Source organism: Rossellomorea vietnamensis, from assembly GCF_008180415.1.
GTDB classification, from domain to species: Bacteria; Bacillota; Bacilli; order Bacillales; family Bacillaceae_B; genus Rossellomorea; species Rossellomorea vietnamensis_C.
The window spans coordinates 1-13,518 of the sequence record NZ_VTEI01000003.1 but is presented as its reverse complement, the minus strand read 5'-3'; the positions used below and the strand labels follow the sequence as shown (position 1 = coordinate 13,518).

14 protein-coding genes and 1 pseudogene are annotated in these 13,518 nt (G+C 36.3%); all 15 read left to right on the top strand.

The annotated features are described in order from the left end of the window. The first annotated feature begins 32 nt into the window (after nucleotides 1-32). Entirely contained in the window at nucleotides 33-722 is a 690-nt protein-coding gene (locus tag FZC78_RS06415) for a hypothetical protein (RefSeq protein WP_148938844.1), read from the top strand. A gap of 555 nt (nucleotides 723-1,277) precedes the next feature. After that, a complete protein-coding gene (locus tag FZC78_RS06410) occupies nucleotides 1,278-1,643 on the top strand; it encodes a hypothetical protein (RefSeq protein WP_148938843.1) in 366 nt (121 codons plus the stop codon). Between the two features lie 726 nt (nucleotides 1,644-2,369). Beyond that, complete coding sequence (ltrA, locus tag FZC78_RS06405) at nucleotides 2,370-4,172, top strand: group II intron reverse transcriptase/maturase (RefSeq protein WP_187444829.1); 1,803 nt, start codon at nucleotides 2,370-2,372, stop codon at nucleotides 4,170-4,172. Between the two features lie 213 nt (nucleotides 4,173-4,385). Beyond that, the gene (locus FZC78_RS06400; protein ID WP_148938842.1) at nucleotides 4,386-4,898 is read left to right on the top strand and encodes a GNAT family N-acetyltransferase; all 513 of its coding nucleotides are present in this window, start codon (nucleotides 4,386-4,388) and stop codon (nucleotides 4,896-4,898) included. Nucleotides 4,899-5,061: 163 nt separating this feature from the next. Further along, nucleotides 5,062-5,904, top strand: a pseudogene (xerA, locus tag FZC78_RS06395) (site-specific tyrosine recombinase/integron integrase). A 341-nt stretch (nucleotides 5,905-6,245) separates the two neighbouring features. Beyond that, entirely contained in the window at nucleotides 6,246-6,728 is a 483-nt protein-coding gene (locus tag FZC78_RS06390) for a M3 family oligoendopeptidase (protein ID WP_148938841.1), read from the top strand. A 12-nt stretch (nucleotides 6,729-6,740) separates the two neighbouring features. Next, nucleotides 6,741-7,982: a M3 family oligoendopeptidase gene (locus FZC78_RS06385; protein WP_286365476.1), complete on the top strand. Its 1,242-nt coding sequence runs from the start codon at nucleotides 6,741-6,743 to the stop codon at nucleotides 7,980-7,982. Between the two features lie 103 nt (nucleotides 7,983-8,085). Further along, entirely contained in the window at nucleotides 8,086-8,859 is a 774-nt protein-coding gene (locus FZC78_RS06380; protein WP_148939492.1) for a nucleotidyltransferase domain-containing protein, read from the top strand. Between the two features lie 187 nt (nucleotides 8,860-9,046). Next, entirely contained in the window at nucleotides 9,047-9,571 is a 525-nt protein-coding gene (locus tag FZC78_RS06375; protein WP_148938839.1) for a hypothetical protein, read from the top strand. Between the two features lie 502 nt (nucleotides 9,572-10,073). Next, nucleotides 10,074-10,241 (top strand): hypothetical protein, encoded by a 168-nt coding sequence (locus FZC78_RS23505; RefSeq protein ID WP_187444828.1) that lies wholly within the window; start codon nucleotides 10,074-10,076, stop codon nucleotides 10,239-10,241. A gap of 181 nt (nucleotides 10,242-10,422) precedes the next feature. Then, on the top strand, nucleotides 10,423-10,968 hold the full coding sequence (locus FZC78_RS06370) for a VanZ family protein (protein WP_148938838.1): 546 nt from the start codon (nucleotides 10,423-10,425) through the stop codon (nucleotides 10,966-10,968). A 159-nt stretch (nucleotides 10,969-11,127) separates the two neighbouring features. Further along, nucleotides 11,128-11,487, top strand: a complete 360-nt coding sequence (locus FZC78_RS06365) for a hypothetical protein (protein ID WP_148938837.1) — start codon at nucleotides 11,128-11,130, stop codon at nucleotides 11,485-11,487. A 340-nt stretch (nucleotides 11,488-11,827) separates the two neighbouring features. After that, nucleotides 11,828-12,160, top strand: a complete 333-nt coding sequence (locus FZC78_RS06360) for an HIT domain-containing protein (RefSeq protein WP_187444827.1) — start codon at nucleotides 11,828-11,830, stop codon at nucleotides 12,158-12,160. A 3-nt stretch (nucleotides 12,161-12,163) separates the two neighbouring features. Continuing rightward, the gene (locus FZC78_RS06355) at nucleotides 12,164-12,853 is read left to right on the top strand and encodes a DUF4825 domain-containing protein (RefSeq protein WP_148938836.1); all 690 of its coding nucleotides are present in this window, start codon (nucleotides 12,164-12,166) and stop codon (nucleotides 12,851-12,853) included. Continuing rightward, nucleotides 12,834-13,361 carry a DUF6431 domain-containing protein gene (locus tag FZC78_RS06350; RefSeq protein WP_353733568.1) on the top strand — a complete coding sequence of 176 codons (528 nt, stop codon included), beginning with the start codon at nucleotides 12,834-12,836 and terminating at the stop codon, nucleotides 13,359-13,361. Before FZC78_RS06355 ends, FZC78_RS06350 begins: the two co-directional genes overlap by 20 nt. Nucleotides 13,362-13,518: the final 157 nt, after the last annotated feature.

Here is a 13,518-nt window from a genome sequence, read left to right as displayed (position 1 = left end):
TTAAAATGAATATTTTTTTAGGAGAGATCGATTTGAAAAGAAAAGTTATGTTTATATTCGGCTTTTTGTTATTGGTTTTACTCATCACTTTTCTAGTGACTTTCACTAGTCAAACGTTAGCAAACAAAGTCACCAGCTTTTATTCTGATATTCAAAAGAAACAAGAAAGAGCTTTCTTGGGCAATTTCAATGAAGGAAGGGGTAAGGTTGATTTAGATATTACTAAATTAGAAATTGAAGAAATTGATCTTCCAAAAAACAACAACGGGGAGATAATGAAAGGAGAAACTCTCGACAAAAAAGAACGTGAACCGTGGACTGAGGGAAAACCTAAAAAAAAGAACAGCTATCTCATATATTCCCTTATTGCCATTCCTCTTATATTACTCTTCATACTGAGAAAAAGACGAAAAAGAAAAAAGTTAACAATCAACATCTTGGATGTCAATGAACTTAAAGGAGTTGACGAGATTCAGGGTGGGGGTATAGATATAAATGTATCACTCAGCAAAGAGAAACAGAATGAGATTCGGCGGTTACTTCAGGAATGGCAAGGCAAGTTAAGAGATGACCAAAAGAAAAAGACTAATGAAACTATTCACGAATGGTTTGGAAGAATTGGGGGACCATCGGAGATAATCCCTATTTATGAAAAAGTCCGGTATGGTTATCAGAACTTTACAAAAGTTGAATATGATTTAGTATATTCCCGGTTGAGATAAGATAATAAAAGAAATAGTGGACTTACAACAAATTAGGTTAGGCTGCCGACTCAACACGAAACACTGATTGATACCAGTGAATTATTTTATAACCATTATAGGAATTTCTAGATTACAAAATATTAGAACAAATGAATATTCAATTAAAGGGCAGGTTAACGGAATAGTCGAAACTAAAATAATAACGGTTTCGTCTATTATTAAAGAGTTTTTAAGAAAAGGGGTATTTGGTATGAATTCTCAGACTTATATGTTGTTAGGATGGCTAAGCATTCTCACCAGTGGAGTCATTTATACTTTAGAGCGATTAACGAATGCAGTTGTTTTTGTAGGTACAAATGTTAGAGAAAATGTGTTTGTATCTACACCAGGTCCAATACCTATATTCAACAATATGTTTTTCATTTTATTTTTGTTATTAAGTCTTTGGTTCTTCTATAAATCCAGGAAAGTAAAATAATTGCAGGTGCGTTTGCTTAACAGGCAGCAGCCCCTTTGTTCCAGTAAAGGGCAGAAGAGTTGAATAAGAGATACTACAAACAAGGGGAAGATAAAATGAAAATCAAAAATAATATCATTGCAGTATCCGTTTTATTGAATGTTTTATTAGGTTTTCTATTCTATAATGAGACTACAAAAGAAGGTCCCGTTGATGTAGGACTATCGTTTAAAGAAGCAGTTAGAGTTGAAAATTATAAAATGGCTAAAACACTTATAGCTGAAGGCAGGCAAGAACATATATCTGAGGAAACATTAAAGAAAATAAATGAAGTTATGAGTGCTGGTACAGGCTTTAAAACCTATGAACTGTTAGAATTTGATAATGGAGAAATGGTTTTACTTAACTTAACACCAGATGCAAAATATGAAATACAAGATGTGACAATTGTTCCTGATGAACTAAAATCTATCTTTAAATAATAGACATTCTTATTGCGTTAACGGGGGCGCGCGACAAGTTCTGCTATAAGCGCTACCAAGCGTGAAAAGCAGGGAGTTTTCAATTGAAATTCTAACTTTACAACCGAGGATGGGAATGACGGTTCCATGTTACCCGAAACCATCCCGTCAATACTCCTGCATGCGTTATAACTGGCAGGTTATAGGGTTTGAAGCACAGGTGGAGTCGGCAGAACGAAGGCTGAAGCCAAAAAGGTATGCCAACGGATATGCCGCACGGCTGAAAAACTAGAAATGGTGAGAATAGTTCTATTAGCTAAAGAACTGACGAACTTCCGAAGGTAAGGGTCTATAGTTAAGAACATAAGGAAACTTATGTCCCATCTTCCGATGGGGTGAGTGGTGTGGAGTAAAATTGCCCCCTCTGAAAGACGCTATACCGGACTACGGCGGTATCAAGCTCACAGGCTTAAAGGAAGCACCTAACTCTAGAATGGAAAGCTAGGTTGTAAGGTACTTGGAAAGCAAGGAACGTTGAACCAAGAGCTGTCACTCAAAACGTTTGCTATAGGGTTTACGAAAGGCATTTATCCTTGTGAGGGTAGGGGAACGACTGAAGAAGCTTTTGTAATGAAAGTGGAGGAACAGCCCCAAGTCTACTGAATGAAACGATTATTTTCCTGTACGTGAATGGTGCCGGTCGGGTAAGAATGTGGGGACATCACTTCTACAAGGAGGGATGCCACAGTGCCAACACTGCGATACTGGGATTACTACAATATGACGGAGACATTCACGGAACTATATGAGAAAGCCCAGGAAGGAAACAGCTTTTCCTTCCTTTATAATGTCATCACTTCAAGAGAAAACATCTTACTCGCTTATCGGACCATCAAATCCAACAAGGGTTCAAACACACCTGGGACCGATGGAAAAACGATATCGGATATCAAGGAATTATCCGAAGATGAACTGGTCTTGAAGGTGCGTACAATACTGAAAAGCTATCAACCTAAGAAAGTCAGAAGAAAATGGATTGAAAAGGACAATGGAAAACGAAGACCGCTAGGTATTCCCTGTATTCTGGACAGGATTATCCAACAATGTTTCAAGCAGGTTCTCGAACCCATTGCGGAGGCTCATTTTTATAAGCACAGTTATGGTTTTAGACCTCTACGGTCTGCCCATCATGCAATGGCAAGGATTCAATCTTTAATTAATCAAGCCTCCCTTCATTTTGTCGTTGATATTGATATCAAGAGTTTCTTTGATAATGTAAACCACACACGGTTAATGAAGCAGCTTTGGAATTTAGGAATACAGGATAGGAAAGTATTAGCTTGTATTTCTAAAATGATAAAAGCAGAAATTGATGGAGAAGGAATCCCCGACAAAGGGACACCTCAAGGTGGAATTTTATCTCCCCTCCTCTCTAATATCGTGTTGAATGATTTAGATCAGTGGATTGCTGATCAATGGGAGTTCTTTCCCCTGCATAAATCATACAAATCTAAAGTTGGTGAACGATACGCAAAGAAACGGACTAATCTGAAGGAAGGATACCTCGTCCGCTATGCGGACGACTTCAAAATTCTTTGCCGGGATGGAAAGACTGCTCAAAAGTGGTATCATGCGGTTCGTCGATATTTGAAGGAACGGCTCAATCTTGATATCTCGCCAGAGAAATCTAAAATCCTTAACCTGCGCAAAAGGGAGTCTGAATTTCTAGGCTTTACGATACGAGCGAACAAAAAAGGGAAGAAACGAGTAGCGCATACCGGTGTTATTCAAAAGAAGAAGAAACAAATCAAACAGGAAGCTAAAAGGCTAATCCGTCGGATTAAAGCTTCACCAACTTCCCAAAACGTTCTGCGATTCAACAGTTTTGTATTGGGCATCCATAATTATTTTGAGCGAGCGACACATGTGAATCCGGTGTTCTCACGTCTTGCCTACGATTTAAAGCCGTTCATATATAATCGACTACAACCGGTTGGGAAGCAAGAACACCCAAGTAACCCGCCGCCTTTGTTTAAAAGGTTCTACAGTGTAACCATGAAGACTTTTAAAGTAGCTGAAGTCTACCTTTTCCAACTAGGAATTGTTAAAACGGTTAACTCGTTAAACTTTAGTCCAAAGGTAACACCCTATACAGAGGAAGGTCGAGGCATGTTATACAAGAAGCTTCGTCCTGATATCCAAAAGGAAATCAGTAATTTGATGAACTCCAACCTTCCTAATCGGTCAGTTGAATATGTGGATAATAGAATAAGCCGATACAGTATGAAAATGGGGAAATGTGAAATTACAGGCTGGGACTTACAGGCATTTGAAGTGCATTGTCATCACTATCTCCCAAGGTCACAAGGAGGAAACGATAAGTTTCATAACCTGCGAATTCTTCACCAAGATATTCACCGGTTAATCCACCTAACAGACATGGAGAAGATAGAGTCAATCCTCAAAAAGCTCAACATCTCAGAACCCATTTTGAATAAAATTAATCAATACCGAAAGGTATGCGAACAGGCAAATATCGTATTATCCTAATCGTCAAAGTAACGAGGAACTTATAATCTATTACATATCATTAGATGGAGCGCCGGATGCTGGGAAACTAGCACGTTCAGGTGTGGAGCAGGGGAAAAGCCGGAGATAACCTCAAACGCTTACCTATTGCTAACGTTTACTGAACAAGCAGCAGCCTCCCATGAAAGGGAATTTACTAAAAACCGAAAAGGCGGATTTCAATTGAGGTGAAATATGAATATTAAAAGAGCAGATATAAATGACGCTAGAGGCATAGCTAAAGTTCAAGTAGATAGTTGGAAAACTACTTATAAAGACATTGTGCCAGATGACTATTTAGTAAGGATGAGCTATGAAAGTCGAGAACTAAAATGGAAAGATATTATTTTAAATGGAGGGATTGTTTTTGTAGCTGAAAATAGTGCAGGTGAAATAGTGGGTTTTTCAAGTTGTGGTCCCCAACGAGATAATAAATACTCACAATATCGTGGTGAGTTATATGCCATATATATATTAAAAGAATACCAAAGAAGTGGTCTAGGAAAATTGCTAGTAACGCCTATAATAGATGAATTTTTAGAACAAGGAATTTTTGCGATGACAGTTATTGTGCTAAAAGATAATACTTCTAGATTGTTTTATGAGGCTCTTGGGGCTGAAAACATTGGCACTATTGAAACAGAGATATCAGGAAGAAGGTTAAGCGAATTTGTATACGGATGGGAAGACATTAGAGAAATAATATAAACCCTCTTCCGCATACGGGGGCGCTAAGGTAAGATCAGTGGCCATTAAGGTGTTCCTACAAAAAGGAGCACATATTTAATAGCTTTGTATAAACCATCTTCTGAATGGGCATACTAGAACCAAAGTTTACTTGGTTGGCAGCCTTGTAGGAGATGATAATATGATGAGACTGTCAGAAGCGTGGGAAAAATATCAGTTAGATAAGAAAATTGAAGGGTATTCTCCATTAACGTTGAAAGCTTATTGTTTCCAATACACGCTACTGTTTAAACACTTTGGTGATATCAGCATAAAGGACTTCACAACCGACGCTTTGAAGAGTTACCTAATCAATTCAGGTGACCATTTAAAGCCGGCGAGTATGAGTCATCGTGTCCGATGCATCAGATCCCTTTTTAAGTGGATACATGATGAGGGACATCTTGCGTACGATCCAGCTGCTAAGTTAAAGGAACCAAAGATAGGTAAAAGAATACCTAAGTTCCTTACGGATCTTGAAATCGAACACTTAAGGGAAGCTTGTGAGAGTTCCTTGGAAAATGCCTTGTTTGAATTTTTTTATTCAACAGGTTGCCGGATAGGGGAATTAGTAAAGCTTAACCGAGAAGACATAAACTTCTCAGCGAACTCTGTGATTGTTCATGGAAAAGGTGACAAAGAGAGGGAAGTGTATTTTAATACTCGCTGCTCCCTTTGGTTGAAACGATACTTGGATGAACGTGACGATCAAGAGGATTGCCTATTTATAACAGAGAGAAAGCCCAAACACCGAATGAGTATTGATATGATTTGATACATTATAAAACGAGTTTCAAAAAGAGCAGGTATAAAGAAGAGTATTCACCCTCATCAATTAAGACATAGCTATGCTACTCATCTAATTAATAACGGTGCTCCTCTGGAAGTGATCCAAAGCCTTCTGGGGCATGAGAAAAGTGAAACGACAAAGATTTATGCTCAACTTAGTGGAAAGCTACGCCAGGACTTCTACTGTAAATATTTTTAACATTTCAGAGCTTCAACCCTTAGTGGGTATGAGGCTCTTTCTTCTTGTTTCGGGCCATTTAATGGAATAAGGATTAAAAAAATTTACACTTATTGAGTAGTATATTTGTCTGCAGGACCGGATTAGAATTCAAGTGGAACAAGTGACAAACTAAATGAAAATGAAGAAAGGGAATTTCCAGATTAACGGAGTTCCCTTTTGTGTTAATAAATAATTATTGCTTACATTTAGTGAGTAATTATCTTATATTGATATTGTAACATTGAATTTTATGAAATATAAGACTATTTTTACTCTTAATTGTCCATTACCATTAATTTGAATGAGACAGGGGGAGTAGGATGAATTTTAAAAACCTTAATTACCAGCGACCTGACATTGAAGAATTTGAAAGAAAAGTACTTCAGCTTTTAGAAAGGTTCAAAGATAGTGATTCCCATTTGGAACAGTTCGAATTAATAGATCAAATTAATTCTCTTCGTAATGATGTGTTGACCATGCTAACTATCGCTCAAATCAGGAGTCACTTAGATACTTTAGATGTTAAATATCAAAAAGAGCAGCAGTATATCAATCAAAACTGGCCAATCTATGAAAAACTAGTAGGTCTTTTTCATGAGCATGTTTCATATTCGCCTTTCAAAAAAGAAATTAAAGAGAAGTTTGGAGAACAATTAGTTTGCTTTGCTGAGGCTTCTCAAAATACAGTTAGTTCTGAAGTAATTGAGGATTTAATTAAGGAAAATAATCTAGTAAGTGACTATACAAAACTGATGGCTACTTCAACAGTTGAATTCAGAGGAGAGAAGAGAACTTTATCATAATTAGAATCATTTTTGTTCTCAGAAGATCGTTCAATGAGAAAACAAGCTGGTGAAAAAAAGTATGAGTTACTTAGCCATTTAGAAAATAAAATAGATCGCATTTTCGATGAATTAATTAAAGTAAGAAACTCCATAGCAATAAAACTTGGACATGATTCCTTTGTGGAGCTTGGTTATGCAAGGTTATCAAGAGTTGGTTATGGTCAATCAAAAGTAGAAGAGTTCCGAGAGCTTATATTAAAATACATCGTTCCCATTTCTGAAAAAACCAGAGATAAACAACGAATCAGGTTGGGGCTGGATAAATTAGCTTTTTACGATGAAGATATTCGCTTCAGTACAGGCAACCCTTCACCAGGTGGAGATGTCAAATTCATGGTATCTAAATTTGAAGAGATTCTTAATGAAATTTCATTGGAAGCTGGGGAATTCTTCAATTCGTTGAGTGTCAATCATTTAATAGACCTACTTCCTAAAGAGGGAAAAGCGAGGGGTGCTTATGCTACATACCTATGTAATGAAAAAACACCATATATTTTTGCGAATATGAATGGTACCAGAAAAGATATTAAATTATTAAGCCATGAATTTGGTCACGCCTGGCAAATGTACCTGTATAATCAACATAACAATATTCCAGAATATATTCTGCCAACAAAAGAAGCTTGCGAAATTCATTCCATATCGATGGAATTCCTTGTTTGGCCTTACTTAGAAAAGATATTTGGTGTGGATGCTGATAAGTATAGACATGCTCATCTTGAAGATGCACTGTATTCAATGCCTTATAGGGCTGCAATAGACGAGTTCCAGCATTTTATCTATAAAAACCCCTCATTATCTATTTCTGAGAGAAAAGAGCAGTGGATTGAAATTGAGTACAAATATATGCCTTACAAAGGAGAATATAATCACGCTTATTTAATGAGAGGATCTTATTGGCAGCAACAAACACATATGTTTACCACTCCCTTTTACTATATAGACTATGCCCTTGCCCAAATGTGTGCTTTACAAATATGGAGCAATGCACAAACAAATGAATCGATGGCTTGGGAGGCATACATGAAGCTTTGTAATTTAGGTGGAAGTAAATCATTTCTCCAATTATTAGACCAGAGTGGTATTAACTCACCTTTTATAGAGCAGGGGTTCACTCTAATAACGGATAAAATTGAAAAGTGGTTAGATTTAAACGAGAACAAAATTAATAATGATTCACATCTAACAAGCAGCCGCCCTCTATTCCAGTAAAGGGCAGGATAGTGAAAAAAGCAATAAGAGAAAAATTTATAAAATCATATACTTAAAAAAGGGGGGAGATAAAATGATTTTAGAAGATAAAAAGAGACCAGATATGGTTTTGGAGAAGGTTATAAAGAAGATCAATATTCAGAGTGAGTACCAGACTTTGGTAGAGGAGTATACAGCTAGCTTGCTTTCAGAGTTCAGTGGGAAGATTCACAGTATATATATGTGTGGCTCAATCCCTAAAGGTACTGCTAAGCCATTTAAGTCTGATGCAGATTTTACAATAGTATGCGAAAGACCAGAAGATATAGATTATGATAGAGTATCATGTCTGAAGGACCAGATTTTACAAAAATATCGATTAGTTACTAAGGTTGATACGGTTATTTGTTCATTGGATGATGTAAGAATCAAGCCCCATGAATGGGGGTTTTGGATCAAGATAATCTGTGTTTGTATACATGGTACTGATATTGGCGAAGAAGTACCGCCTATTCTGATTTCACCTAAGTTCATATTAGACTTGAATTCAGACACTCAAGTGGCAGTGGATCGCGTTCGCGGTTTTCTATCTAATGCCAATGATGACACACTGAAATCTAGATATACCAAAGGTTACTCAAAGAAATTAATTCGTGCATTATACTCTTTGGTTTTAGAAGATACAGGGGTTTGGCAAGATGACATTACTAAGATGAAGAGTGCCATATCAGATTATTGCAATATTGATTCAGCTTTAGTTGACTATCTGTATGCGTGTTACTTGGATAGTAATGTAGATGTTGAAGAATTTCTGGGGATTGCAGAAGAAGTATATAGTTATATTGAGAAGGCTTTAACTGCATTGGCTGCTTCTAGAACTATTCCTTCAGAAATATAAGTTTTTTAAGGTTATACATGGAACTTCTAATTTGCTAAAGGGGTATTTGCTAAACAAGCAGCCGTCCATTGTTCAAGGGCAGGTTAATGAAACTTAAATTATTGAATTGTCGTCTAATAACTGAATTATTATTAAGTACAGGTCAGAATAATAATTTTCTTTTATAAATTAGTGGAGGAGAATTTTAATGAAGCCTAAAGATCTAGTAATACCTATTATTATTTCACTTTTTATAGTGTTATCAGCTTGTTCTCCAGAACCTGAATTTGAGGTATATGAAGGTAAAGTACTTAGTATTGCGGTAATTGGAGACCCGCCTACAATTAATGAAGAACAAGTGAAGTTCAATGAAATTTCTTTCGATGATTTGACTGAAGAGGACTTAAAGTTTTATGATGCAGTATTTATAACAAATGAGTATCTTTCTAAGGCTTCAGAAAGTCAATACGCTGATGTGTATATGAATTCTGCTATTCCAATGTTTTTTATATCTGCAAAAAACCATATTCCTTTTACGGAAAAAGATACAGAATATAATGAGTCGTGGGAATGGACACCTGGAAATAGCTATGCTGTTGGCGTTCTTAACCATCAAGAAAATGACTCATTAAACAGTTGGAAATTTGGTATATATAATGGTGAGAACACAGAAGCACATATAAGGGAAATGTATTCAAGGATTTTTAAGACTGTAGATGAACAAGGATTATAAGTTATCAAATAAAAGTTATTTCAATAAACGCGACATGGGCTGAAGAAGCAACCGCCTTTGTTCAAGAAAAAGGCAGGTTAACGTAAGACTTTTTTAGGGGGAATTTAATGAACTCAGAAGAAAACAATATACTTTGGGGATCTGTTTTTGGATTTGTTTTGGGCTTAGTTGTTTCTAAAGTTTATTAAAGCTGGGCTATCCTTTATCGGGCAGAAGGTACAGCATATAATGGAAATAATGGATGGAGAGATGGCATTCTGAACACTCCATTAAGGGTAAGAGCCACTGAAAGTCCATTGGCGTTTACAATTATAGTCATTCTTATTTTTATAATAATCGGGATCATGTTTTCGAAGTATTTATCAAAGAGTACAACGAATGAAGATAGTCTTTAAACAAGCAGCGTCTTATTGTTCAAGTATAGAGGCAGGTTAGTTTGAAATAGTATTCTGTAATTCAGGTAGTTTATGATGGTTTAAGGCAACATCAGGAGGGGATACGAATGCTTCGCACAGCTGTATTTTGTGTTGTATTTGCAGTTATTTATATGATAATTACATTAACTTTAAGTGAAGAGGTTGGTCAAGATACAATTGTTCAGTTGAATTTTGGACTAATTATCGGTGCTTTAATTTGGATTGCTATCAAGGTCACAGATAAGTTAGATTAGGAGAGTGGCCTTCAGCTAAAGGGGGCAATAACTGAAGAGCGGCTAATCGATCCAGCTGTGCGCTTCTGTAATTACTGGGCATTTATGTGTAATAATGATTTTGGACAAATTGAATATTAATGGTCGCTTATATATAGAAAATACTTGTTCGGAGATGTGAGGATTGAGGATATACTTTCTTTTGCCAGCAATAGTAATAATAGTTCTATGGATAATTATCAAAAGTATTAAAATCATTTATAGAAATGGGAAGTTAGATTTAAAACAAGAAATAATTAACCTGCTTTTTTTGGTGAGTGTACTTTGGATAATTGGAATGACCATATTCCCTATTGAAATCGGTATTCCTCATAGATATGGTCCATCAAATAACTTTGTACCATTATCCAGCATAAAAGACTTAATGAGTCACTCTTATTTTATGGTTCCTCTAAGAAATATTGCTGGGAATATAATATTGTTTGTGCCGTTGGGGTTTATGCTTCCATTAAAATTCAATAAATTTAATAGTGTACTAATGGTTGGGTTAGTGGGTTTACTGAGTTCTACATTTATTGAGTTAATACAACTATGGTTGCCAATAAGGGCTATTGATGTTGATGATATTTTATTGAACACACTAGGTTCTATGATAGGCTTTCTTTTACTTAAAACATTTAAAAGGATATATCAAGTGTCTGATAAACATAAACAGGAATATTCTTCAACTATTAGGGGCGTTTACTGAACAAGCAGCCGCCCCCCTTTAGTCAGCCAGGAACGTTAGCATCTTCGGCTAACGGGCAGGTTAACGGAATATTGTGAAACTAATCTTTTATAGCTTCGTCTAACTATTAAGCGGGTATATAGGCGGGCAAGTTTTAAACATCGAGGAGGGAAATTTGAATTGGGACTAATAAAATATAACATTCACCTTTTTGTCTTCTTTTTCGCTTTAAGTTTTTTGTTCTATGGTCAAAGCTGGGCACTTCCAGTGTTTTTAAAACCAATTCTATTCATTTTGATGATAATTGGTTTTGTCTTTTCTGCTGTCGCAGGTGGGCTGTATAAAAAAGAGATAAGCACTAAAGAAGCTAAAACTTCGAAATCTATTTGGATTATTGCTTTTATGCTAATAACTATTTCAACTATATTTTATGAACCAATAGAAACGGCTCTAATGGTAGTTATTTTGGCGGTAAGTGGATTGTATTTGCTCTCATCAATCTTTTCTTTACTGAAGAAAGAAGAGGTTTCTACTCAATAACAATCTTCCACTCAAGGTAGCTTTAGCTGAACAAGCAGCTCCAGGTTGTTCAATATAAAGGGGGCGTTTGCTTAATAAGCAGCCGCCCTCTGTTCAAGTAAAGGGGCAGTTTAGTTGAATAATGTCTTCTTTATTATTTTGTTACATTTGACCGAAGGTATCATCTCTACAGAAGGTAATTTATAGTTAATTACTCCTTTTTCTATTAAGGGAGTTAAAAAAATTGGATTGGTTGTGGTTGTCTGGCAACCTCTTTTCTCCTACATTTAGGAATAGGCAGGATTATCCAAAAAGAGAATAGAAGATGTTTATAGTCAAAAATATATCTCTGGAGGGCATTATGACTAACGACTTTTATTGTGATGAAGTATTAAGTGGGAAAACTGAAGTGAATAAAGTGCTGGAGACAGAAAATGTATTAGCCTACCATCATACAAAACCTTTTTATCCAGTTCATATTGTTGCAATACCTAAGAAACATATCCCTTCTTTAATCGCATTGGAAGATAGCGATAATGAATTACTATTAGAATTACTGGGAGTTATTAGAAAAGTTGCTACTATGGTCACTGAAGAGAACGGTGCTTGCAGAGTTATCACTAACTTGGGAAAATATCAGGATTCAAAACATTTACATTGGCATATTGTCTCTGGGAAACCTTTAGGAGGATAAAGAATGAATAAAATAATTAGATTTTCCTTCTTTTTATTATTGATATTATCTTTCTTAGGTGGTTGTAACTCCAACGTTAATACAAATTTGTTTGATTTCCAAGGCTCGTATATTGGAGATAACAGTGCGGTTGGAGACCTTGTTAGAAATTTGCCAAAGGGTGAAAGTTTAAAGGGATACGAACTTACAACTAAGGAAGAACCTTATGGAATGACCTTGAATTATGAAGACATTGAGACAGAAGAAATCGAAAAAACTTTTAAAGAAACAGCAATTTATAATGCTTCATTTATATTTGCCTTAGTTCAAAATGCTGAATGGGTCACATTTAATTTTGACAACCACGAATATCATTTAACTAAAGATAAATTAGAGGAAGTGTACGGTAAGGAATTAAAAACATTCACAAGTGAAGATGAACTAAGAGAGTTAACTCAAGAATTGTTAGTGGATGAGACTAAAGTAAATGACATCTTCATGTTAATGCTGTTTAAAAACGTCCATATGTTGACGGTATTGTTTGTCCGGGGATTGACGGATATAATGTCCTTAATCACCCTGAAGAAAGGAAAAGACGCCTTCCATTATGCCGGCCATTACCAGTGGCGCGACGGAAGACGTCCCTCAAACAATATGATTGTTGTAAATGATTATATCATAGTGGAATCCGCCGATAAARGCGTTTTTTATTAAATGTGCAGAAAAGGTTCCTTGTCCCTGTTGTAATCATCAGGACTTCAAGGTCATTGGTTCAAGGGAGAGAAAGTTAAAAGATGAGAGAGGCATGGCCAGAACGTTTATCATCAGGAGGCTGCGTTGCCAGCAGTGCAACAAGATTCACCACGAGCTTCCTGACTTAATGATCCCATATAAACGATACGCTGCAGATGTCATCGAGGAAACCATTTTCCAAACAGCCCACCTGACGGTGGCAGCAGATGAATCTACGATTTACAGGTGGAGGAAATGGTTTTCTACTTTGATTGATTACTGGTTGTTTATTCTTCAATCCTTACTAATTCAATTTGATCAGAATGAGACCCCAACGGTCGACCTGTCCAGTCGCCTGTTGCCTGTACATAAACGAATTGGACAATGGTTTGGCACAGCAAGTGGATGGCTGGGGGAAATTGTCCATCCAGTTGCAAATCATCATTTTTGGATACATACCCGTTCTGCGTTTTTGTCCGCTTATCCATGATTTACACTTCAATTATCAAGAAAAAAGGAGTGTTAACAATGGATAGAACTAAAGCAGATGAAAAGGCGACGAATCGCTTTCAAATGATTGCGCCGTTATTAGATGAAGAATTGGATAAGCAGGAGCGAGGAAGACTCATCAAGCAAATCTGTCTGAG